Source organism: Bradyrhizobium diazoefficiens (assembly GCF_016616235.1).
In the GTDB taxonomy this organism is placed as follows: domain Bacteria; phylum Pseudomonadota; class Alphaproteobacteria; order Rhizobiales; family Xanthobacteraceae; genus Bradyrhizobium; species Bradyrhizobium diazoefficiens_H.
On sequence record NZ_CP067100.1, the window covers coordinates 3,032,229 to 3,055,631 of the forward strand.

General features: G+C 65.6%; 16 protein-coding genes. 6 read left to right on the forward strand and 10 right to left on the reverse strand.

Annotation, left to right across the window (positions count from 1 at the left end; all coding sequences use genetic code 11):
* Position 1: 1 nt before the first annotated feature.
* Together JJB99_RS14265 and JJB99_RS14270 are read left to right on the forward strand one after the other, a co-directional pair.
* Entirely contained in the window at positions 2–784 is a 783-nt protein-coding gene (locus JJB99_RS14265) for an ABC transporter ATP-binding protein (protein ID WP_246775249.1), read from the forward strand.
* A 29-nt stretch (positions 785–813) separates the two neighbouring features.
* On the forward strand, positions 814–1,686 hold the full coding sequence (locus JJB99_RS14270; protein WP_200499347.1) for an MlaD family protein: 873 nt from the start codon (positions 814–816) through the stop codon (positions 1,684–1,686).
* Between the two features lie 136 nt (positions 1,687–1,822).
* Here the strand turns inward: JJB99_RS14270 and JJB99_RS14275 are convergent, their stop codons facing one another.
* A complete protein-coding gene (locus JJB99_RS14275) occupies positions 1,823–7,537 on the reverse strand; it encodes a negative regulator of septation ring formation (protein ID WP_200499348.1) in 5,715 nt (1,904 codons plus the stop codon).
* 396 nt (positions 7,538–7,933) lie between these two features.
* On the opposite strand from JJB99_RS14275, the gene JJB99_RS14280 reads away from it, so the two are divergent.
* Positions 7,934–8,308, forward strand: coding sequence for an Hpt domain-containing protein (locus JJB99_RS14280; protein WP_200499349.1), 375 nt, complete (start codon positions 7,934–7,936; stop codon positions 8,306–8,308).
* Positions 8,309–8,482: 174 nt separating this feature from the next.
* The gene (locus tag JJB99_RS14285; RefSeq protein WP_027560383.1) at positions 8,483–8,803 is read left to right on the forward strand and encodes a 2Fe-2S iron-sulfur cluster-binding protein; all 321 of its coding nucleotides are present in this window, start codon (positions 8,483–8,485) and stop codon (positions 8,801–8,803) included.
* A 36-nt stretch (positions 8,804–8,839) separates the two neighbouring features.
* Here JJB99_RS14285 and JJB99_RS14290 read toward each other — a convergent pair whose 3' ends face one another.
* Positions 8,840–9,310, reverse strand: a complete 471-nt coding sequence (locus JJB99_RS14290) for an acyl-CoA thioesterase (protein ID WP_200499350.1) — start codon at positions 9,308–9,310, stop codon at positions 8,840–8,842.
* 182 nt (positions 9,311–9,492) lie between these two features.
* Between JJB99_RS14290 and JJB99_RS14295 the strand changes: the two genes are divergently transcribed.
* Both JJB99_RS14295 and JJB99_RS14300 read left to right on the forward strand, forming a co-directional pair.
* A complete protein-coding gene (locus JJB99_RS14295; RefSeq protein WP_200499351.1) occupies positions 9,493–10,521 on the forward strand; it encodes an NAD(P)/FAD-dependent oxidoreductase in 1,029 nt (342 codons plus the stop codon).
* A 106-nt stretch (positions 10,522–10,627) separates the two neighbouring features.
* Complete coding sequence (locus JJB99_RS14300; RefSeq protein ID WP_200499352.1) at positions 10,628–11,233, forward strand: DUF2147 domain-containing protein; 606 nt, start codon at positions 10,628–10,630, stop codon at positions 11,231–11,233.
* Positions 11,234–11,292: 59 nt separating this feature from the next.
* Here JJB99_RS14300 and garD read toward each other — a convergent pair whose 3' ends face one another.
* The 8 genes from garD to JJB99_RS14340 form a co-directional block, all read right to left on the reverse strand.
* Positions 11,293–12,834, reverse strand: coding sequence for a galactarate dehydratase (gene garD / locus JJB99_RS14305; protein WP_200499353.1), 1,542 nt, complete (start codon positions 12,832–12,834; stop codon positions 11,293–11,295).
* A 200-nt stretch (positions 12,835–13,034) separates the two neighbouring features.
* Entirely contained in the window at positions 13,035–14,483 is a 1,449-nt protein-coding gene (locus JJB99_RS14310) for an aldehyde dehydrogenase family protein (protein ID WP_200499354.1), read from the reverse strand.
* A 26-nt stretch (positions 14,484–14,509) separates the two neighbouring features.
* Positions 14,510–15,853 (reverse strand): glucarate dehydratase, encoded by a 1,344-nt coding sequence (gene gudD / locus JJB99_RS14315; RefSeq protein WP_200499355.1) that lies wholly within the window; start codon positions 15,851–15,853, stop codon positions 14,510–14,512.
* Between the two features lie 27 nt (positions 15,854–15,880).
* Complete coding sequence (gene kdgD, locus JJB99_RS14320) at positions 15,881–16,825, reverse strand: 5-dehydro-4-deoxyglucarate dehydratase (RefSeq protein WP_200499356.1); 945 nt, start codon at positions 16,823–16,825, stop codon at positions 15,881–15,883.
* Positions 16,826–16,956: 131 nt separating this feature from the next.
* Positions 16,957–17,862 (reverse strand): LysR substrate-binding domain-containing protein, encoded by a 906-nt coding sequence (locus JJB99_RS14325; RefSeq protein ID WP_200499357.1) that lies wholly within the window; start codon positions 17,860–17,862, stop codon positions 16,957–16,959.
* Between the two features lie 122 nt (positions 17,863–17,984).
* Complete coding sequence (locus JJB99_RS14330; RefSeq protein ID WP_200499358.1) at positions 17,985–19,337, reverse strand: MFS transporter; 1,353 nt, start codon at positions 19,335–19,337, stop codon at positions 17,985–17,987.
* A gap of 268 nt (positions 19,338–19,605) precedes the next feature.
* A complete protein-coding gene (locus JJB99_RS14335) occupies positions 19,606–21,204 on the reverse strand; it encodes an alkaline phosphatase family protein (protein ID WP_246775250.1) in 1,599 nt (532 codons plus the stop codon).
* A 236-nt stretch (positions 21,205–21,440) separates the two neighbouring features.
* Complete coding sequence (locus JJB99_RS14340; protein WP_200499359.1) at positions 21,441–23,393, reverse strand: hypothetical protein; 1,953 nt, start codon at positions 23,391–23,393, stop codon at positions 21,441–21,443.
* Positions 23,394–23,403: the final 10 nt, after the last annotated feature.

The following is a 23,403-nucleotide window of genomic DNA, read 5'->3' on the forward strand; positions in this document are numbered from 1 at the left end:
GATGGCGCAAGAAATCCAAAGCGCGATTCAAAACCCGATCATCCGCGTCCGCGGCATCACCGTGCAGTTCGGCACGACGCGCGTGCTCGACGGCCTCAACCTCGACGTCAAGCGCGGCGAGATTTTGGGATTTGTCGGCCCCTCGGGTGCGGGCAAGTCGGTGCTGACGCGCACCATCATCGGCCTGGTGCCGAAGGTTGCGGGCTCCATCGAAGTGTTCGGCGTCGATCTCGATTCCTCCAGCACGTCGCAGCGGCGCAACGTGGAGCGGCGCTGGGGCGTGCTGTTCCAGCAGGGCGCACTGTTCTCCTCGCTAACCGTGCGGCAGAACATCCAGTTTCCGATGCGCGAATATTTGCGTGTGTCGCAGCGGCTGATGGACGAGATCACCATCGCAAAGCTCACCATGGTCGGCCTCAAGCCCGAGGTGGCCGAGCGCTTTCCCTCCGAACTGTCCGGCGGCATGATCAAGCGCGTCGCGCTGGCGCGCGCGCTGTCGCTCGATCCGGATCTCGTTTTCCTGGACGAGCCGACCTCGGGCCTCGACCCGATCGGCGCCGGCGATTTCGACGAGCTGGTTCGGACGCTTCAGCGCACTTTGGGGCTGACGGTTTTCATGGTAACGCACGATCTCGACAGCCTTTACACAGCCTGTGATCGCATCGCCGTTTTAGGGAACGGCAAGATCATTGCGGCAGGTTCGATCGCCGACATGCAGGCCTCGCAGCATCCCTGGCTGAGGCAGTATTTCCATGGCAAGCGCGCCCGCGCGGTCATGGGTTAAGTAGCTGGGCTGAGCAGCCGGAGTACCAGATGGAAACGCGGGCGAATTACGTACTGATCGGATCGTTCACGCTGGCGGTGATCGCCGCGGCGATCGGCTTCGTGCTGTGGTTCCAGTCGCTGCACACCACCAAGCAGCGCAGCCCCTTGCGCGTCGTGTTCGAGGGTCCGGCCGCGGGCCTGCGAAACGGCGGCAGCGTCAATTTCAACGGTATCCGGGTGGGTGAGGTGGTCTCGGTGAAGCTGGACAACCCGCGGCGGGTTGTCGCACTCGCCATGGTCGAGAACAACGCGCCGATCCGCAAGGACACCCTGGTTGGCCTCGAATTCCAGGGCCTCACCGGCGTGGCCGCGATCTCGCTCAAGGGCGGCGAGGAGGCGGCGCCTGCGCCGCCACTCGACGAGGACGGCATCCCGACGCTCACCGCCGATCCCAACAAGCTCCAGGACGTCACCGAGGCGATCCGCGCCACGCTGCAGAACATCAACAAGATCGTCGCCGACAACCAGGAATCGGTGAAGAACTCGCTGAAGAATCTGGAGACCTTCACCAACTCGCTGGCCCGCAACTCCGAGAAGATCGACGGCGTCATGGCCAAGGTCGATGGCGTCATGCTCAAGGCGGACAACCTCATGCTCGGCCTCAACACGCTCGCCGGCGGCAAGGACGGCGGCGAGCTATTCCAGGCCGTGAAGTCGATCCGCGAACTCGCAGACGACTTCGACAAGCGCTCGGGCGCGCTGATGACCGACGGCCGCCGCACGCTCGGCGACATCAGCCGCGCCGTGAATAACTTCGACCGCAACCCGACCCGCGTCCTGTTCGGCGCCAGCAACAGCGCGCCTCCGCCTCAGCCGGCCGAGCCGCCGAAGCCGGCGGCGCAGGAGCGCCGGCGGCAGTAGGAGCTCTCTCCTCCGTCATTGCTGCGCAACTTTCCTATGCGCAGCGAGCTGTTTGCGCGATGGACACCCCAAACAAAAACGGAGGCCGTGAGGCCTCCGTTTTGCTATTCGCCACTCGCCATTCGCGAGCGTCGTCTCACCCCAGCCGGCCCGCCGCATGCGCCAGCAGCGTGTACACCAGTCCCGTCTCCGAGGTCAGGTGGCTGCGCAACTCCTGCGGGCCGCGGCCGTCGCGGGCGACTTCGTCGAGCAGGCGCTCGAACTCGGCGACGTAGCGGTCGACCGTGCCCTTGAAGTTGCGGTCGGCGCGGTACTTGCGGGCGACCTCGTCAAAGGCCTTCTGGCCGGCGGGCGTGTAGAGGCGCTTGGTGAAGGCCTTGTTCTCGCCGCGCTGATACCGGTCCCACATCTCGGCGGCGAGGTTGCGGTCCATCAGGCGGCCGATGTCGAGCGACAGCGATTCCAGCGGATTGCTGCCGTTCTGCGGCGCCTGCGGTTGCGGCGCGGGTGCGGCGCGGCCACGTGGGGCCTCCCGGCCGGTCGGCGCGCCCTGGTTGGCGTCCGTCCGATTCAAGAGGTCCGACAGCCAGCCGTCACGGCCCTGGTCGTTGCCGGAAGGCGCAACCGGCGGCGCTTCGGTGCGGCGCGCGGGGGCGGGCATGCCAAGATCCGGCGGCGGCAAGGTCGAGGCGCTGCCGGTGTCGCGCATGCGCGTCTCGGTCCCACGACCGCCCGCAGTCGCCATCATCGGCTCTTCCTGGCGCTGGACGGCGACAGAGGCGCGGCCCGTCGTCGAGACGTCGAGACCACGGCCGTGCTGGGCCACGATGCGGTTGAGCTCGGCGAGGGCCTCGATCTGGTCGACGATCACCTTGCGCATCTGCGCAGTGCTCTCGGCCGCCTCCTGCGGCATCTCGAGCACGCCGCGGCGCAGCTCGTTGCGGGTGGCTTCGAGCTCGTTGTGCATCTCGAACGCCATCTGCTTCATGCTGGAGACGAGGTTGGTGAACTTCTCGGTCGACTGCTTGAACATCGCATCCGCTTCGTCCGTGGTCTGGCGGTAGATGTCGTGCATGGCCTCGATGGTCTGCCGGTGTTCCTCCTCGGACGCCGCGCGCACCGCCTCGAACTGGCGGGTGATCGCGGCCGAGCCTGCGCCGGCTGTCTCCGCGACGACGCGGGCGATGTCGCGGGCCCGCTCCTCGGCGGCGGCCAGCGATTCATCGAGCAGGCCGGTGAAACGCGACAGCCGCTGGTCGAGATCGGCGGTGCGGAGGTCGATGGTCGTGACGAGCGATTCCAGCGCCTGCTTGCGCTCGGCGAGCGAGGCGGTGGTGTTCTTGTTGCTCTGCTCGACGACCTGGGCGGCCTCGACCAGCGCCTTGCCGTGGGCATCGAACTGCGTCGACAGCTCGCCGAGATCCTGCAGCGCCTTGGTGGTCTTGCTGTTGAAGACGTTGAGCTGATCTTCCAGGTTCTGGGTCGCAGTGCCGTTGCGCGAGGTGACGTCGTTCATCGCCGAGACGAAGTCGGCGACGCGCGTCACCAGCGCCCGCTCGAGCGAGTTGAGGTTGTCGTGCGCACCGGTCAGCACCTCCTGGAGCAGGATGTTGCCTTCGCGCAGGCGCTCGAACAGGGCGACCGTGTCGGTGCGCAGGATCTTGCTGGTCTCCTGCATCTCGGTGACGGCCGCTATCGAGACCTGGCGCGACTGGTCGATCGCCGTGCGCGAGGCCTGCTCGAGGTCCTTGAGCGACTTGCCGACCGCGCTGGTGGCGACCTCGCTCGCCGCGTTGATGGTGCGGGCGACTTCCGAGCCGTTGCCCATCATGGTCTGCGAGAACGCATGGCCGCGCGTCTCGATCGACTTCAGCGCGTCGGAGGTGACGCGGTCGATGTCGAGCGTGAGCTGGCTCGTCTTCGAGCCAATCGCGTCGACCAGGGCGCCGCGCTTGGCGTCGATCATGTTCGCCAGGCGGTCGGCCTGCTGCTGCACATAGGTGACGATCTCGTCGGTCTTGCCGGTCATGGCCTGGCCGAAGCTGCTGCTGGCCGCGAGCACCGAACGTTCGACGTCGGCGGAGCTCGACTTGACCCGCGAACTCGCCTCGTTCGAGGCGGAGATCAGCGCGTTCTGGGCGTTGAGCGCGCTGGTCTGGATGTCGTTGGTCGCATTCGCCGTGGCCGCGCTCAGCGTCCGCTCGATCTCGGTCGAGATAGTGCGGATCTGGCTGGCGGCATCCGCCGAGGTCGAGGTCAGCGAGGTCTGGGCCTCACGCGCGCTGTTGAGGATAGTCGAGGCAGTGTCGGCGCCGACCGCGGTCAGCGTGCGCTCGATATCCGTGGTCAGCGACTTGATCTGGCTCGCCGCATCGCTCGAGGCGGAGATCAGCGTGCCCTGCGCTTCGCGCACGCCACTGGTGAGTGCCTCGATGGTGGCGCCGCCGGCGGTCGCCAGCGCGCGCTGCATCTCGGCCGCGAGCGAACGGACCTGGCTGGTCTGTTCCGCCGAGACCGCGAGCAGGGTGCTCTGGGCATCGCGGGCGCTGGTGGTGATCGTCTCGGCGGTGGTCTGGCCGACCTGCGAGAGCGAGCGGTGCACTTCGGCCGCGAGCGACTTGACCTGGCTCGCCGCATCCGAGGACGCCGTGACCAGCGTGCTCTGGGCTTCGCGGGCGCCGGACATGATCGTCTCGGCCGTCGCGGTGCCCGCCATCGAGAGCGAGCGCTGCACGTCCGAGGACAGCGCCTTGATCTGGTTGGCGGTCTCGCTCGAGGCGGCGATCAGCGTGCTCTGCGCATCGCGGGCGCCGGCGGTGATCGATTCCGCGGTGCTGGTGCCGGCCAGCGACAGCGAACGCTGCACGTCGGCGGTGAGCGTCTTGACGTGGTTGGCCGCGTCCGAAGACGCGGTGACGAGCGTGGTCTGCACCTCGCGGGCGCCGGCCAGGATCGAGGCTGCGGTGGCGGAACCCGCCGCCGACAGCGTGCGTTCGACGTCGGCCGACAGCGACTTGATCTGGTTGGAGGTATCGCCGGAGGCGGCAACCAGCGTCGCCTGCGCCTCGCGGGCGCTGGTCAGGATCGAGTTCGCAGCTCCCGTGCCGACCGCGGTCAGCGCGCGCTCGACCTCGGCGGAGGTCATCTTGAGCTGGGCGTTGACGTCGGAGGAGACCGTCAACAGCGACTGCTGGGCGGTGCGCGCACCGGTCTGGATCGTCTCGCTGGTGTTGACCACGAGGTTGGTGAGCGAGCGCTCGGCGTCCTCGACATGCGAGCGGATCGCGGTCGAGATCATCTCGGCACGCGAGATCATGTCCTCGCTGGCCTGGCGGCCGCTGCTCTCGATACGGCCAGCGACGGCCTCGACGCGCGAGCCGAGCAGGTCCTCGAATTGCGCCACGCGCACGTCGATGTCGCTCGCGACCGAGCCGACCTTGGTCTCGATGGCCTGCTGGATATCCTGGAAGCGCGCGGTGACCGTGTCGGTCAGATGCATGCTGCGGCCATCGATGAGATCGGCGACGCTGGTGATGCGGCGGTCGACCGCCTCGATCGCCTGCGCGGTGCCGTCGGTCAGCGTCGAGGTCAGCATAGTGAGGCGCGTGTCGATCGACTGCACGGCCTGCGAGGCGCCGTTGGTCAGCGCGGTGGTGAGATGGGTGAGGCGGGAGTCGATGGACTCCAGCGCCTGCGATGCGCCGCTGTTGAAGGTCGTCGTCAGATGCGTCAGGCGTGTATCGATCGCCTGGATCGTCTGCGATGCGCCGTCGGTCAGCGTCGTCGTGAGGCTGGTCAGACGGGAATCGATGGACTCGAGTGCTTGCGTCGCGCCGCCGGTGAGCGTCGTCGTGAGATGCGTCAACCGCGTATCAACCGAGTGGATCGCCTGCGCCGCACCATCGGTCAGCGTCGCGCTGAGCGTGTTGAGACGCCCGTCGATCGTCTCGGTGACGGACCTCGCGCGGGTATCGAACGACGCTTCGAGCGCGCTGACGCGGCCGCCGAGCTGCTCGTCGAAGGTCTTGATGTGGCCTTCGATGGTGCCGTCGAGGCTGGCGATCTTGTTGTTCAGCGATGCGTCGAGGTTGCTGACGCGTTCGCCGATCGTCGTCTCGAACTGTACCAGCCGCTGGTCGAGCTCGGCCGTGATCTGGCCGCCGTTGGAGGTGAAGCGGGTATCGAAATTGTCGACATAGGTCTTCAGCGTCTCGGCGATGTCCTGCGTGCGCTGGCCCATGCGCTCGACGATCTCGCCGCCGAACGTCTTTACGGTGCGGTCGAACTCGGAGATGTGGCGGGTGATCAGCGCGCCCAGCGTGCCGGAGTCGCGGGCGAACTTCTCGACCAACTCGGTGCCCTGGTTCTTCACCAGCTCGTCGAACGCGCTCATCTGCAGCGACAGCGAGTCGTGCGCGGTCTCGGTCTGGCTGACGACCTTGGCGACGAGGCTGTTGACCGTGGCGTCGAGCGCCTCGCTGGCCTTGTCGCCGCTCGTCATGATCTGGCCGGCGAGGCGGTTGCCGGCGTCGTCGATCTTGGCGGAGAGGTCGTTGGAGCGCAGCTCGAGCTCGAGCAGCAGCGAGTCCGACGAATTCTTCAGGCTGTCGTGCACCAGCTCGGTGCGCTCGGAGATGCCGTCGACGATCGCGGCGGAGCGCTGCTCGAACTCGCCGGTGATGCGGTCGATGCGCTCGTTCAGCATCTCGTGGACGCGGTCGGCGAGGTCGACGAACTCGTCATGGACGTGGCCGGTCTTGAAGTTGAGGCTGGTGGTCAGCCGCTCGCTGGCGTCGAGCACGGCGCGCGTGGTCTCGTTGCTGGCCTCCTCGAGGCGGTCGAGCAGGTCGCCGCCGCGCTCGCCGAGCGCCAGGATCATGTTGTCGCCGGCATTGCTCAGCGCCTGGGTGATGTGGGCGCCGCGCTCTTCCAGCGCGCCGGTGATGGACTTTGCGACCTCGTCGACGCGCGAGGCGATCGCGTCCGAGATCAGCGCGATGTCGTGGCGCAAATCGATCTGCACGCCGGAGATGGCGCTGCGGACCTGCTCGGCCTGGCCGACCAGATTGTCGCGCTGATGCGCGATATCCTGGAGCAGGGCGCGGATGCGCACTTCGTTGTCGCTATAGGCGCGCTCGAGCGCCGCAACCTCATTGGCAACCAGCGTCTCGAGCTCGCCGGCGCGCGCAATGGCGCGCTCGATGCCGTCGCCCATCGCCGCGACCTCGCGGCGGATCGCCTGGCCGACGGTGACCATGGAATCGGAGGCGGAGCCCTCGGGCTCGGAGAAGCGGATTGCGACCTGCGCCATCGCCTGCGCGATCATGCGCATCTCCTGGCCGCGCCAGACCAGGCTCGCCAGGAAGTAGAACAGCATGATCGGGGCGAAGAACATCGCGATCAGGCCGGCGATGACGAGCACGCCGCCGCTCTGGCCCATGGCGGCCTGGATCGAGGGCAGGAAGCCGACCGTCAGCGCGGCGCAGGCGGCGAGCCAGACGCCGGCGAAGATGGTGGCGAAGGTGTAGACGCTGCGGGCAGGGCGGCCCTTCTGAAGCGCCTGGAGCAGCTGGCCGATGGTCTCGCGGTCGTCATTGGCGGGGCGGCGCGCGGCGCGAGGCTCCTCGACCGGATCGAATACGGTGGCGCGCTCATTGGCGGCCGGGCGCGGCTCGAAGGTCGGCTCGTCGAAGCTCGGGGGCGCGGGCGGCGCCACCGGAGGGGCCGTTTCGTTGCGCATCGTGGCGTTGCGGCTGGTGTCCGCAGCCGTGTCGCTGATGTTGAGGGCTTCCTGGATCGCAGAAAGCGCGACTTCTGTGGGGTCTTTGACCTTTTTCGGAGTGTTCGCCATGTTCAGTCCGAGCCCTCGTTACTTGTACGCGTCCCCCGCGAGCCCTGCGCGCTACGCAAGCCCACAGACCGGATCATGCCGCTTGCGCGGATCTCCGAGCCGTCCCCACCCGGACGGCTTGTCCGCTAATTTCCGCAACATCCTATTGGCAGAGCGTCGCGAATGAAATGCCTGCGATTAAGACAATCTTAATCATCGTTAACAGGATCGCGCTCTAACGCCTTAGCAATAAATGCAATTCTCCACCGAACTTGACGGATTGCGGCAACTTTTCGTCAATAAACCGGCGGAATTACGTAAAACGGCGCGAACATTTCGTTAACCATTTTCATGCTTGGGTGGGGCGAACTTACCGCCGGAGCGGCGGAACCATCGCGCGATGCCGGGGCCTGCGCCATGACGCCTGAACTGCAACGGATGGACTGGATGCCCTCGCCCCCGCTTGCGCCCATCGACAGCCCGCTCGACCTCGACCACCTCTCCCGCATGACGTTCGGCGATGCCGAGCTGGAGCAGGAAGTGCTCGCGATGTTCGCTGAGCAGGCGGTCCGCCTGGTGGCCGCGATGACCGCGTTGCCGGCCGAGTCCGGCGCGCTGGCGCACAAGCTCAAGGGCTCGGCGAGGGGGATCGGCGCCTTTGCCGTCGCCGATGCTGCCGCCAGCCTCGAGATGGCGATCCGGACCGGCCACGACCGGCCGCACGCCTTCGCCGCGCTGAAAGAGGCGGTGGCCGAGGTTCGCGCCGCCATCGCGGCGATCCTCAAGCACTAGGCCCGACGACCCCATCATGCGGGGGCCTTGCGCATTGGCCTTCTGTCTGGACACATTTTTAGCACGCGAGGCGGGGTCCACTTCGCGCGAAAACGCTATAGCGCGGCCCTGACCGACCCGTTATAGGACAGCCCGGATACTCCTTTTCCCAACATCGCGGCAGCACGAGCACACATGGCCAAGATTCACTTTGTCGACCACAAGGGCGAAACCCGCACGGTGGAAGTCGAGAACGGCGCGACCGTGATGGAAGCCGCCATCCGCAACAGCATTCCCGGCATCGAAGCCGAATGCGGCGGCGCCTGTGCCTGCGCGACCTGCCATGTCTATGTCGACGAAGCCTGGCGCGAGAAGGTCGGCAGCCCGACGCCGATGGAAGAAGACATGCTCGACTTCGGCTTCGACGTGCGTCCGAATTCGCGCCTGTCCTGCCAGATCAAGGTCTCCGACGAACTCGACGGGCTGGTCGTCGCGACGCCTGAACGCCAAGCCTGATCCTCAAAGCCTGATCCTTATCAAGCCTGATCCTCATTACGACGCACGCGGTGGCGCGACCTCGATGCCGCGCTTGTGCCAAGGTTTCAGCTTCTCGACGACTTCGGGAACGAGCGGCGTCGGCCGCCGCGTTGCCTCGTCGATCATGACGCCGACCGACGTCGCAGACGCGATGCATCTGCCTTCGGAGAACACCACCTGCTCGAAGGTCACCGACGTCCGTCCCAGCTTCACGACGCCGAGGCCGAGCTCGATCGTATTCGGCCAGTGCAGCTCGGCGCGGAAATGGATGTCGAGCCGCACCATGATCCAGGCGAGGCCCGGCGGGGTCAGCCCGTATTCGGGACGCTTCATCAGCGTGACGCGGCCGGTCTCGAAATAGGTGGCGTAGACCGCGTTGTTGACGTGCTGGTTGGGATCGAGATCGCCGAAGCGGACATTGTCACTGAGGCGAAACGGATAGTCCTCAAGGCGTGGCGTCATATCGAGGCGGCTTGGTGCGTTCACCGGTTGATCTCCGTCATAGCGCAGCCCGTTACAGCCCAGTTATCCTGACCCGGCAAGTGGGCGCGGCCGCGGGGCGCTCCCGCTTTTATGCCTTCCCTGATCCATCCCCGTTGGCTAGACAGGCAGGGTCACCTCTGCCCACCGGGCGCCGTCCAACCGATAAAGATCGATAAAGAGACGACATGAGCGACGTGATCAAAACCGATGTGCTGATTATTGGCGCCGGCCCGTGCGGCCTGTTTGCCGCCTTCGAGCTCGGCCTTCTCGACATGAAGGCGCATTTCGTCGACATCCTCGACAAGGTCGGCGGCCAGTGCGCCGAGCTCTATCCGGAAAAACCGATCTACGACATTCCCGGCATCCCGCAGGTGTCGGGGCAGGGCCTCACCGACGCGCTGATGGAGCAGATCAAGCCGTTCCACCCGACCTTCCATCTCGGCGAGATGGTGGAGACGGTCGAGAAGATCGGCGATCCCGCCTTTCGCTGCACCACCGACACCGGCAAGGTGTTCGAATGCAAGGTGGTGGTGATCGCGGCCGGCGGCGGCTCGTTCCAGCCGAAGCGTCCGCCGGTGCCGGGCATCGAGGCTTATGAAGGCACCTCGGTGCACTATGCCGTGCGCAAGATGGAGGCGTTCCGCGACAGGAACGTGCTGATCGTCGGCGGCGGCGATTCCGCGCTCGACTGGACGCTCAACCTCCATCCGGTTGCGAAGCGCATCACGCTTCTGCACCGCCGCGACGAATTTCGCGCCGCGCCCCACAGCGTCGAGCAGATGCGGACGCTGGTCGCCGGCGGCAAGATGGATCTCAAGCTCGGTCAGGTCACCGCGCTGTCAGGCGCCGAGGGCAGGCTCGCCGGGGCCACCATCAAGGGCAACGACAACAGCGTGAGCGAAATCGCCTGCGATACGATGCTGCCGTTCTTCGGGTTGACCATGAAGCTCGGCCCGGTCGCGAACTGGGGCATTGCGCTGGAGAACAATCTGGTGCCGGTCGAGACATCCGCGTTCGAGACCAACGTGCCGGGCATCTTCGCGATCGGCGACATCAACACCTATCCCGGCAAGATCAAGCTGATCCTGTGCGGCTTCCACGAGGGTGCGCTGATGTCGCAAAAGGCCCACCGCTACGTCTATCCGGAGAAACGGCTCGTGTTCCAGTACACGACCTCGTCCTCCAGCCTGCAGAAGAAGCTCGGTGTCAACTGACGGCGAGAAGGCGGAAGGCTATGCCCCATGTTTCTGGTGCTGGAAGCGTTCGCGAAATCGCCGTAGTCTGCGGCCATTCCAGTTGCCGCCTAGCAAGGTGATCATAATGCGGAATCTCTTTTCCAGCTTTCGGCTGCTCGCGCTGCTGGCGCTAGGCCTTGCGCTGACGTTGGGCGCGGTGAGGCCGGCTGCCGCGCAGGCGCAGCAGCCGACCGCCGCGGGTCTTTGGCAGAAGGTCGAAGACGGCAGGCCGGTCGGATGGTTTCTCTTCATCGACCACAACGGCATCTTCGAAGGCGTGATCGCAAAAACCTTTCCGCGTCCCGGCGACGATCCGAACGAGGTCTGCGCCAAATGCACCGACGATCGCAAGAACCAGCCGGTGCTCGGTCTCTCCTTCATCCGCGACATGAAGCGCGATGGCTTGAAATATGAGGGCGGCAACGTGGTCAATCCGCGCGACGGCAACATCTGGAAGGCCAAGATGACCGTGAGCCCGGATGGCCAGACCCTGACCATGCGCGGCTTTCTCGGCATCTCGCTGTTCGGCAAGGACGAGACCTGGACGCGCCTGCCCGACGCCAACATCGCCCAGGTCGATCCCGCCATTGTCGCGAAATATCTGCCCGCACAGGCCGCCGCGACCAAGCCGACCGCGCCCGCGCCTGCGGCGAAGAAGGGCGGCGCGATGATGGCGCCGGCAAGGCAGTAGGCTGTCTTCGCATCCCTGAAAGTCCAGGCGGCGTCGGATCCAGGGTCGCCCCCTGAACCTTACGTCACCGGAGCTGGATTGAACAGCGTGAGGTCGTTGTGGATGCCCCAGCGATCCGACCATGGCTTGGTGCGGCCGCTGGCGACATCGAGGATCAGGCGAAACAGGTCCCAACCGGTTTCCTCGATCGTCTTCTCGCCGGTGGCGATGCTGCCGGCGTCGAAATCGATCAAATCCTTCCAGCGGCGGGCAAGCTCGGTGCGGGTCGCGACCTTGATCACCGGTGCGGCTGCGAGGCCGTAAGGCGTGCCGCGGCCGGTGGTGAACACCTGCAGTGTCATGCCGGAGGCGAGCTGGAGCGTGCCGCAGATGAAGTCGCTTGCAGGCGTTGCCGCGAACAGCATGCCCTTCTGCGTGGCCTTCTCGCCGGGCGAGAGCACGCCGGTAATCGCGCTCGAGCCGGACTTGACGATCGAGCCCAATGACTTCTCGACGATGTTGGCGAGGCCGCCCTTCTTGTTGCCGGGCGTGGTGTTGGCGCTGCGGTCGGCGCCGCCGCGGGCGAGATAGGAATCGTACCAGGCCATCTCGCGCACCAGCGCGCGGCCGACATCCTCGTTGATGGCGCGGCGGGTGAGGAGCTGGATGGCGTCGCGCACCTCGGTGACTTCCGAGAACATCACGGTGGCGCCGGCGCGCACGAGGAGATCAGCCGCGAATCCGACGGCGGGGTTGGCGGTGACGCCGGAGAAGGCGTCGCTGCCGCCGCATTGCAGGCCGACGACGAGATCGGACGCCGGGCAGGTCTCGCGCTTGCGCTGGTTGAGGATTTTAAGCCGTGCTTCGGCCTGGGTCATGATCGCATCGACGATCGCACCAAAGCCGTCGAAGGCTTCGTCCTGCATGCGGACGATGGCGTCCGTGATGCCTTCCGGCACCAGCCGCTCCGGCGCGAGCTTCTCGCAACCGAGGCTGATGACAAGAATCTCGCCGCCGAAATTCGGGTTGAGCGCGAGGTTCTGCAGCGTGCGGATCGGCACGACCGCATCGGGCGCGGTGATGGCGACGCCGCAGCCATAAGCGTGCGTCAGCGGCACGACGTCGTCGACATTCGGGTACTTCGGCAAGAGCTCGGCGCGGATGCGCTTGACCGCATATTCCATCGTGCCCTTGACGCATTGCACGGAGGAGGAGATGCCGAGGATGTTCTTGGTGCCGACCGAGCCGTCCGGATTGCGGAAGCCCTCGAAGGTGAAACCTTCGAGCGGCGGCAGCGGCGCGGGGACGGCGGTCGAGATCTCCAGCTTGTCGAGGGCAGGGGCCTCCGGCATCCGAATGCGGGCCTCGTCCACCCATTCGCCTGCGAGGATCGGCGAGAGCGCATAGCCGATGATCTCGCCATAGCGGATGATCGGCCGATCTTGCGCGATGTCGACCAGGGCCGTCTTGTGCCCCTGCGGCACGAAGGCGCGCAGCGTCAGCCCGCTGGCAAAACGGGAGCCGGCGGGGAGCCCGAAATCATTGACCACGATCGCGACATTGTCGCGCTCGTTGAGCTTGATGTAGCGGGGCTGCTCTTTCGCTGCGACGTCCTGGTCCATGTGCTGTCCTCAACAACAGAAGAAGCCGTATTCGCGATCACCTCTCCCCAGCGGGGAGAGGTCGATTGCGAAGCAATTCGGGTGACGGGGCTCAGGTCCACGAAGCCGCGTAACCCCTCACCCGGAGCGCATCGCAGATGCGATCCGATCTCTCCCAAAGGGAGAGGTGGGCACCTGCGCCGCGGCCCGATGATCGCTTATCAACCCGGATAGGTATAGGCCGTCTTCACCGCCGTATAGAACTCGCGTGCATAGGAGCCCTGCTCGCGGGCGCCGTAGCTCGAGCCCTTCCGGCCGCCGAACGGCACGTGATAATCGACGCCGGCGGTCGGCAAATTGACCATCACCATGCCGGACTCGCTGTTGCGCTTGTAGTGCGAGGCGTATTTCAGGCTGGTGGTGCAGATGCCGGAGGCGAGGCCGAACTCGGTGTCGTTCGAGATCGCCAGCGCTTCCTCGTAGTTCTTGGCGCGGATGACGGCGGCGACGGGACCAAAAATTTCCTCACGCGCGATGCGCATGTTGTTGTTGGCCTCGGTGAACAGCGCCGGCTGGAGATAATGGCCGGGATTCTCGCGCTTGAGCAGCTCGCCGCCGAAGGCGAGCTTGGCGCCTTCGTCCTGGCCGATCTTGATGTAGCGCAGGTCCTGATCGAGCTGGTTTTGGTCGACCACGGGTCCGATATGCACGCCGGTCTTGAGGGCGTCGTCGACCGACAGGCCGTTGAGGCGCTCGGCCATCGCGGCGACGAAGCGGTCATGAATGCCTTCGGTGACGATCAGGCGCGAGGACGCCGTGCAGCGCTGACCGGTCGAGAAATAGGCACCGTTGACGGCGACCTCGACAGCGGTCTTCAGATCGGCGTCGTCGAGCACGACCAGCGGGTTTTTGCCGCCCATCTCGAGCTGGAATTTCTTCATGTTGCTCGACATGACGCAGGCCTGCGCGATCTTGCGGCCGGTCTGCACCGAGCCGGTGAAGGAGATCGCAGCGACATCTGGATGGTCGAGCAGGGTCTGCCCGACCACGGAACCGGAGCCGACCACGAGATTGAACACGCCGGCGGGAAGGCCGGAGCGAGTGATGATCTCAGTGAGAGCGTGTGCCGAGCCCGGCACCAGCTCGGCGGGCTTGAACACCACGGTATTGCCGTAGCAGAGCGCGGGGGCGATCTTCCAGGCCGGAATCGCGATCGGGAAATTCCAGGGCGTGATCATGCCGACGACGCCCATCGGCTCGCGGGTGATCTCGACCTCGAGGCCGGGCCGCACGGAGGCGCCCTTTTCGCCGATCAGGCGCAGCGCTTCGCCGGCGAAGAACGCAAAGATCTGGCCGGCGCGGGCGACCTCGCCGATGCCCTCGGGAAGGGTCTTGCCTTCCTCACGCGCGAGCAGGCGGCCGAGCTCTTCCTTGCGGGCGAGGATTTCGAGAGAGATCTTGTTCAGCGCGTCGTAGCGCACTTGCGGCGTCGACTGCGCCCAGGCAGGGAAGGCGGCTTTCGCGGCGGCGATCGCTTTCTCGGTCTGCGCCTTGTCGGCCTTGGCGTATTCGCCGACGAGATCGTTGGTGTTGGAGGGGTTGATGTTCCTGGTGACGCCGGAGCCGTCGACCCATTCGCCGCCGATGTAGTTCTTCAGGATTGCAGTCATCTCTTTTCCTCCGAGGAAGTCTTGTTTTACCGAACGAGGCAGGGCCGCTTGTCGTCAAAGCTCCAGCCGGGGATCAGATCCTGCATGGCGAGCGCGTCGTCGCGGGCGCCAAGCCCATGCTGCTTGTAGAGCTCATGCGCGGCCTCGATGGCCGCGTGGTCGATCTCGATGCCGAGGCCCGGGCGATCCGGCACCGCGATCTTGCCGCCCTTGATCCGGAGCGGCTCTTTCGTCAAGGCCTGGCCATCCTGCCAGATCCAGTGGGTGTCGATCGCGGTGACCTTGCCGGGAGCCGCAGCGCCGACATGGGTAAACATGGCGAGCGAGATGTCAAAATGGTTGTTTGAGTGCGAGCCCCAGGTCAAGCCGTTGTCACGGCAGGTCTGGGCGACGCGCACCGAGCCTTGCATGGTCCAGAAATGGGGATCGGCGAGCGGAATGTCCACGGCGCCCAGGCGCAGCGCATGAGAGAGCTGGCGCCAGTCGGTGGCGATCATGTTGGTCGCGGTCGGAAGTCCCGTGGCGCGGCGGAACTCGGCCATGATCTCGCGGCCGGAGAAGCCGCCTTCCGCGCCACAGGGATCCTCGGCGTAGGCGAGGATGCCGTGCATGTCCTTGCAGAGGCTGATCGCCTCATCCAGCGACCAGGCGCCGTTCGGATCGAGCGTGACGCACGCATTGGGGAAGCGCCTTGCGATCGCGGTGACGGCCTCGATCTCCTGCTCGCCGCGGAGCACGCCGCCCTTGAGCTTGAAATCGGCGAAGCCGTAATGATCGTGGGTGGCTTCCGCGAGCCGCACCACGGTCTCGGGCGTCATCGCCTCCTGGTGGCGAAGGTTGAACCAGTCGGGCTTGCCGGTCTCGCCGCTGACATAGTCGAGCTTGCTCTTGCGCCGATCGCCGACGAAGAAGAGATAGCCGAGCGTCTCGACGCTCTTGCGCTGCTGGCCTTCGCCGAGCAGGGCTGCGACGGGCAGGTTGAGATGCTGGCCGAGCAGATCGAGCAGGGCGGATTCAATCGCGGTGACCGCGTGAATCATCACGCGAAGATCGAACGTCTGCTTGCCGCGGCCGCCGGCGTCGCGGTCGGCGAAGGCGGTGCGGATATCGGCGAGGATGTTGTTCATCGCGCCGACTGTCTTGCCGATCACGAGATCGCGGGCATCCTGAAGCGTCTGCCGGATTTTTTCACCGCCCGGCACCTCACCGACGCCGGTGTGACCGGCATTGTCGGTGAGGATGACGATGTTACGGGTGAAGAACGGCGCATGCGCGCCGCTCAAGTTGAGGAGCATGCTGTCGCGACCCGCGACCGGGATCACCTGCATCGCCGTGACGACGGGGGCGCCGGAGATTTCCGTCTGGGCCATCGCGCGCTCCTCCTTGTTTGCCGACCGCTATTCTGCCGCCCGTTGTGTCGATCGGATGGCAGGCAGATTTTGCACGAGTGCGGTCAGTTCCGCCATCTCCTGCTCGGTGAGATCGGTGAGCGGCGGGCGGACAGGGCCGGAATCGCGGCCGATCACCTTCATGCCGGCCTTGATGATCGAGACCGCATAGCCCTTCTTGCGGTTGCGGATCGCGATCAGCGGCAGGATGAACTCCTTCAGGCCGGCATGAATGGCGGCATGGTCGCGCTTGCGCACGGCGGCGTAGAAATTGGTGGCGAATTCCGGCACGAAGTTGAACACGGCCGAGGAATAGGTCGTCACGCCCATGTCGAGATAGGGCAACGCGAAGGTCTCGGCGGTCGGCAGGCCGCCGACATAGGTCAGGCGGTCGCCGAGCTTGGTGTAGACGCGGGTCATCAGCTCGATGTCGCCGATGCCGTCCTTGTAGCCGACGAGGTTCGGGCAGCGCTCGGCAAGGCGGGCCAGCGTGTCGGGTTGGAGGATGGCGTTGTCGCGGTTGTAGACGATGACGCCGATCTTCACGGCGGCGCAAACCGCCTCGACATGGGCGGCAAGGCCCTCCTGCTCGGAATGGGTGAGGTAGGGCGGCAGCAGCAACAGGCCGTCGGCGCCAGCCTTCTCCGCGCCGATCGCGATCTCGCGGGCAATCGCGGTGCCGTAGCCGGTGCCGGCGAGCACGGGCACGCGGCCCTTGGTCTCGTCGACGGCGATCTTGACGACTTGCGGGACTTCGGTCGGCGTCAGCGAGAAGAACTCGCCGGTGCCGCCGGCGGCGAACAGGCCTGCGACGTCATAGCCGCACAGCCAGTCCATGTTGGCGCGGTAGGTGGCCTCATCGAAAGAGTAGTCGGCCTTGAACGGCGTGACGGGGAAGGACAGGAGGCCCGATCCGATTGTCTGGGCCATTTCCTGCGGGGTCATCTTGCTCATATGGGCGCTGCTCCCTTGTCTCGTGTTGTGGAGGACGCAAGCAGAGGGCCGCGCGTCCATGCGCGGTTGTTTAGGAGACGGTTCGATGCGCGTCCAAGCCAAAGCCTATATCGACCGATGCGGATTGAGCATCAATCGTCCGTCAGCTCCGCGGAGGACAATTCGCCGGCGATTTTGACCAGCGCCGACAGCAGCGGGCTTTCGTCGTCGCGGCGCCAGACCATGAAGAGTTCGACCGGAACGCGGGTGCGCAGCTTCAATGGTCGCAGCCGCACGTCGGAGATCTTCAGGCTCGCGGCTGCGGCGGGCACGATGGCGAGGCCGAGGCCGGCGCGGACCATGGCGAGGATCGAGTGGATCTGGCTGAGATGCTGGACGTAGCGCGGCAGCACGTCGGCGCGGGTGAACAGCGCCACCAGCAGGTCGTGGAAGTAGCGGCTCTCATACGGCGAGTACATCACGAACGGCTGGTCGTCGAAATCCTTGATGGTGATGTTTTCAGCACTCGCCAGCGGATGCTTCTTCGGGATCGCGGCGAGCAGGGGCTCGGCGACGACACGGCGGCTGGTGAGCTCGGGGCGCGCGATCGGCGGCCGCAGCAGGCCGGCATCGATCTGGCCCGAGGTGAGCGCCTCGAACTGGTCGCCGGAGACCATCTCTTTCAGCGAGAAATCCACCTCGGGTAGCTTGGCGCGGCAGGCCGCGATCAGCTCTGGGAGGAAGCCGTAGGCGGCGGCAGCCGTAAAGCCGATTTTGAGGGAGCCGGTCTTGCCGAGCGCGATGCGGCGGGCGACTTGGGAAGCGCTTTCGGCAAGCTTCAGGATGCGCCGCGCCTCGGGCAGGAAGCTGCGCCCCGCAGGGGTCAGGCGCACCGAGCGGCTGGTGCGCTCCAAGAGCGGCGCATCGATGATGTGCTCGAGCACCTGGATCTGCCGGGACAGCGGCGGCTGGGTCATGTTCAGCCGCGCGGCGGCGCGGCCGAAATGCAGTTCCTCCGCCACCGTGACGAAACAGCGGAGCTGGTTGAGGTCGAACATCGATACATGCCTTAGATGAATAAGGCGTTTCCCCGGCACTTCTAGCATCGATCACTCCCAAAACAAAGACGGCGGCCGTGAAGCCGCCGTTGAGTTGCCTGGTCAAGCTCCCGTGGGAGCCCTCAGGAGGAACGTTTGAGCACCACCCGCTCGATCTTGCCGACGATCACGAGATAGGCGAAGGCGGCCACCAGCGCGTTGGCGCCGACGAACACCAGCGCGCCGTTGAACGAGCCGGTCGCCGCCAGGATGTAGCCGATCACGATCGGGGTGGTGATCGAGGAGAGGTTGCCGAAGGTGTTGAACAGGCCGCCGGAGACGCCGCCGGCTTCCTTGGGCGAGGTGTCGGAGACGACCGCCCAGCCGAGCGCGCCGATACCCTTGCCGAAGAAGGCGAGCGCCATGAAGCCGACCACCATCGCCTGTCCATCGACATAGTTGCAGGCGATGATCGACATCGACAGCAGCATGCCGCCGACGATCGGGATCTTGCGCGCCATGGTCAGCGAGCCGGTCTTGCGCAGGATCGCGTCGGAGATGATGCCGCCGAGCACGCCGCCGATGAAGCCGCACAATGCTGGGAGTGTTGCGACGAAGCCGGCTTGCAGGATCGACAGGCCGCGCTCCTTGACGAGGTAGACCGGAAACCAGGTCAGGAAGAAATAGGTCAGCGTGTTGATGCAGTACTGGCCGAGATAGACGCCGAGCATCATGCGGTTGGAGAGCAGCTGGCGGATGTGGTCCCATCCGGAGTCGGAGTCGGGCGCGCGCTCCTGCATCAACTCGTTTTTGGGCGCATCGAGATCGACCAGCGCGCCGCCGTCCTTGATGTAGTCGAACTCGGCTTCGTTGATGCTGGGATGCTCCTTCGGGCCGTAGACGGTCTTGATCCAGACGAGGCCCATGGTAACGCCCAGCGCGCCCATCACGAAGAACACGTAGCGCCAGCCGTAGTCATGGGCGATCCAGCCCATCAGCGGCGCGAAGATCACGGTCGCGAAATATTGCCCGGAATTGAAGAAGGCCGACGCGGTGCCGCGCTCGTTGCCGGGAAACCACGCCGCGACGATGCGGGCATTGGCGGGGAAGGACGGCGCCTCCGCGACGCCGACCAGCAGGCGAAGCGCGAACAGCACGACGATGGCTGCACCGCCGCTCAGGAAGCCAACCCAGCCCTGCATCAACGTGAACAACGACCAGATGATGATGCTGAAGGCATAGACGAGGCGTGAGCCGTAGCGGTCGAGCAGCCAGCCGCCCGGCACCTGCGCGACGACATAGGACCAGCCGAAGGCCGAGAAGATCCAGCCCATGGCGACGGGATCGAGATGCAGCTCCTTGGACAGTGCGGGTCCCGCGATCGAGAGCGTGGCGCGATCGGCGTAATTGACGGTCGTGACCAGGAACAACATGGTCACGATGAACAGCCTGACGCGAGACCTCCTCACGTCCGCTGCGGACACCACTGCGCTCATCACGCGCCTCCTTGAACTCAAAACGTTTCCTCACGACGACTCCTAGAGGCGCACGCAGGAAAGTGTCCAAGCTCAAGGGGGTATCGATTGATACCGTTTTTGGATCGATGGAACGGCAGGGTGGGCCGGGTAGGCTAGTGCGCACTTTGCCAAAGCACGTCATGCCGAGCCAACGGGCCGCGTTTTGCGCGGACCGGTTCGCAATGACCGCGGTGAGGTCGTTCACATGTAAGGGGGCGAGCCTCGAAGCTCGCCCCGATTGGTTTCGTCAGTCCCTATTCTTTAGCCGGAGGCCCGGCAGCAGGTGGGTATGGTCCTCGCCGCGCACCGCCTCGAGATCTTCCGGGTCCAGGCCGAGCGCCTTCAGGATGGTCGGCGCAACCTGCCTGTTCGCGACGTGCTCGCGGACGATCGTGGCATCGAGTTTCGGATTGGAGACCACGAGCAGGACGTGCGTATCGTCATCGGCGAAGCCGCCATGCTCGGCAATCTTCTTCTTGCTCTTGCTGTAGATCGTGCCGGGAATCGGCTGGATGATGATATCAGGCGTGCGGCCGGCGGCCGGATCGCCGAACTTGTCGACGAGCTGCTCACCGGCATAGATCTTCTCGATGTGGGCCCGATTGTTGCCCTTGCGGTCAGCTTCGAGGATCGCGACGGCCTTCTCGGCATCACCCTGGTTCTTCAGCCAGATCAGCGCAACGTCATCGGCAGTCTCCTGAGCCAGCGCGACGCCGCCATTCGTCAGCAGGTCAGCTGGATCGGTCACGTCGGCGCGCAGGCCGCCGCCCAGCTTCGGATTGGTGCTGCCGGTCAGCATATGAAGCTTGGTGACGTCGATCGGCGACTGGCCGTGCTTGGCCCCGACGATGACCAGCGTGTCGCGGGCAATGTGCTGGTCGGCCAGCGCATCCAGCATCTGGCCGAGCGAGGCATCGACGAAGTCGAGCGACGCCTGGAGCTGCGGGCTCGGCGTCGCCGCCGCGTCCAGATATCCGTCGGCAGTCACTTTCTGGCCGACGCTGACGGCCTGGAAGTTCATGCCAAAGATTGCGGGAACGCCGACCTTGGCCTTGCCGGTATGGTCAAAACCCTTGATCCAGTTGAGCACGGCCGCGACCTTGAACTGGTCATAGGTGCGCGTGAAGCTTGGATCGGTGGTCCAGTCCGCGTCGGGCTGGCCCGGCACCGAGGTCGAGTTGATCTCGGGTGCATAGAGCTCGTCGAGGCCCTTGCCGGACGGACCGCTGATGATCTCATAGGCGGGGTGCTTGTCCGACCAGGCGGTGCGCTTGCCCGCCGCATGAATGACTTCCATGATCGTGTTGAGCTGCAGGAACTGATGCGGGTAGACCGGCTCGCATTTGCCGTTCTTCAGGCCCATCGGCAGGTGCGCTGGATTGATGTGATCGGAGCCTGCAGCACCGCCGCCATCGAGCTTGGTCAGGTCGTAATCAATGGATTCGTCGAACAGCGTCTCAGTTCCGGGACTGCCCTGGCAGTTGCTGCCGGGCGCGAACAGTGTGCGGTCGTAGCTGTCGTCGTAGAACACGCCATGAGTTTTCGGAGTGCCGCCGGTCATGAATGCGAGCAGGCCCGGGAAGGAGTCGGAGGGCCGGGAAGTGTGCGCATCGGCGAAATGTACGCCATGCGCGAGCAGCCTGGCGAAGCTCGACGAAGGGTGGGCGCTGACATAGCGTTGCAGGTCGACCTCATGCATGCCGTCGACGCTGATCAGCAGGACGTGCTTGACGTCGCCGTTGCCCGTCTCCTCGGCGTGCGCGAATGATGGGGCCAGCAGCGAAAGGCCAACCGTCGAGACAAAAGCCATAGCGACGGCCGCGAAGGGCCGTTTTCCGATCGTCATTGATGAGCTCCCCAGTAATGTCAGGTGTTGGTTGACGTGCAGGCAGGCGACACTGCGCAGCGGAGAGCCTGCGCTCACCGCCACGTGCGTCAATTCGTAGCATCGGGAAAATTAGGTAGCGGCGATGAACCTTGGATGACGTCGCGATTACGCCGTACGCGAAAATATTTGTGTGCGTGGTGCTGTCAAATCATACCAACCAGGTTTTTCGGATGCACGCGGTGAAGATGCGCTGGTTACTGCTGCGCGCCGCCAAGCAGCGGCGCGAGCAGCCCGCGCGTGACGCCTGGCGGCACGGCGTCTAGCCCAAGCACGGCGCTCGCAGCCGGCAGCGCTGCATCTGCCATCGCAGCGTGGCCTTCCGCGCTCGGATGCACGGCACCACCGTAGACAGCGGATAGCACGCCCCAGGTCGCATCGTGGATGTCGGTCGGCTGGCTCGCCGCGGGCAGGCCCTGCGGATAGGTCATCGCGGCGAAATAGCTGTCGTTGGCGTCGCGGATCCAGCGGGCGCGAGGCAGGTAGGCGCGGTACTCCGAGGCGCCGCGGCCGCACAGCATCGGCTGGCTCGCCGCGCTCACGATGTCCGGATTGAAGCTTTGGCCGTTCTCGGCGAAACACGTCCGGTCGAATTCGGGGTCGTTGCCGGAATGCGCGCAAAAGCCGTGATCGGCGAACGCGGCCTGGTGCGCGTCGACGAAGGTCATGCGATCGGCCTCAGGATCGCGGCACAGCGCGCCGCGGGTGCAGGTGGCGAGCCCCTTCAGCTGCGGTAGGAATTCGGTGTCGACGAAGGTCGAGACGCGGGCGAGGCGCTGCGGATCGGCGTTGAAGGCGGGATGGATATCGAAGCCGGCGCGGCCGCCGCGGCAGGGCACGCCGCCGTCGGCGAGCGCCGGATTGGCGTAGGAGACATAGACCACATGCGAGAGGTCGCCGCCGACGAGCGGCTTCAGTGCCTCGCGCAGGCGGACGAAATTCTGCGGCAGCTCGCGCGTCAGCGCGTCGCGGGAATCGTCGACGCTCGCCATCACGCCGGAGCGGCGGAACAATGCGCGCTCGGTCGCAGTGTCGACGATGACGTCGGCGACGAGACCGGAGAAGTAGACGTCATTGGCGCCGACCGAGAGCAGCACGAGGTCGAGCGTGCGGTCGGGCTGGCGCTTCCTGGCGGCGGTGAGCGCTTCGCGCAGCTCGGCGACCTGCGCATTCACGCTGGTGGTGCAGACGCCGGTCTTGCCGGGCGGACACTCGCGGGCACGCTGCGAGCCGAGCAGTCCGTCGCCGATGCTGGCGCCGGTGCAGGCGAGCGGCAGGAAGGTCACCGCGATGTGGGTGTAGCGAACCGCGAGCGCCAGCGCGGTGCGGGCCTGATAGCTGTAGAGCGAGCGGTGGCAGGGCGCGTTGAACCAGAGCGCGCCGTAACGCTGCCAGTTGGCAAGCGTATCCGGCGCCTCGCAGGCGCGGCCGCCCTTGTAGCCGGCGCGGCTCGGCCGGTAGTATTGCGCGCCGGCGGTGCCGAGATAGGAGCGGAAGCAGAAGCCTTCGTCCGATAGCGCCAGCGGCCGGTCCGGATTGCCTTCGCCCGAGGCGATGCTGTCCCCGAGGCCGGCGACGAAGATGTCGCGGACCGCGATCTCGGTTTGGACACGCTGGGTCGGATCGGAGCCGGAGGAGACGTCGACGGTTGCGACCGTCTGCTTGCCGTAGCGGACGCGCAAATTGATCGGCTCGGCGCAGTCGAACGTCGATTGTTGCGGCCCGTCGCCGTCGTCGAAGCTCCAGGCGCAGGTGGCGCCGACCGGCACCGCACCAGTGAGGCGCACGGTGACGGGGTGGTCGATGGGGGTGAGATAGTTCTCTTTGACGTTATCGCGATTGCAGGGCTGGTTGACCCGGCCCTGCAGGTCGATGCAGAGCCGGTTGACCATGTTGCGGGCCCAGCCGCGGCCCTCGCTTTGGAGCTCCAGCGACTGCTCGGCGGCGAGGATGCTGCGGTTACGCGCGTTCTCGACATGGAGCAGGAAGTCGCGCTCCTCGCGGAACAGACGGAAGCGGTTGCGCACCTCCCAATTGATCTGCATCGCGCCGGCATCCTGCGCGGCAGCGCGTTCGGGCGGCAGAGCGGTCAGAATCCCCGCAAGCAACAGGGCGCCTGCGGCGAGGGTACGGAGGGAAAGCTGGATCATGGCCCGCGTC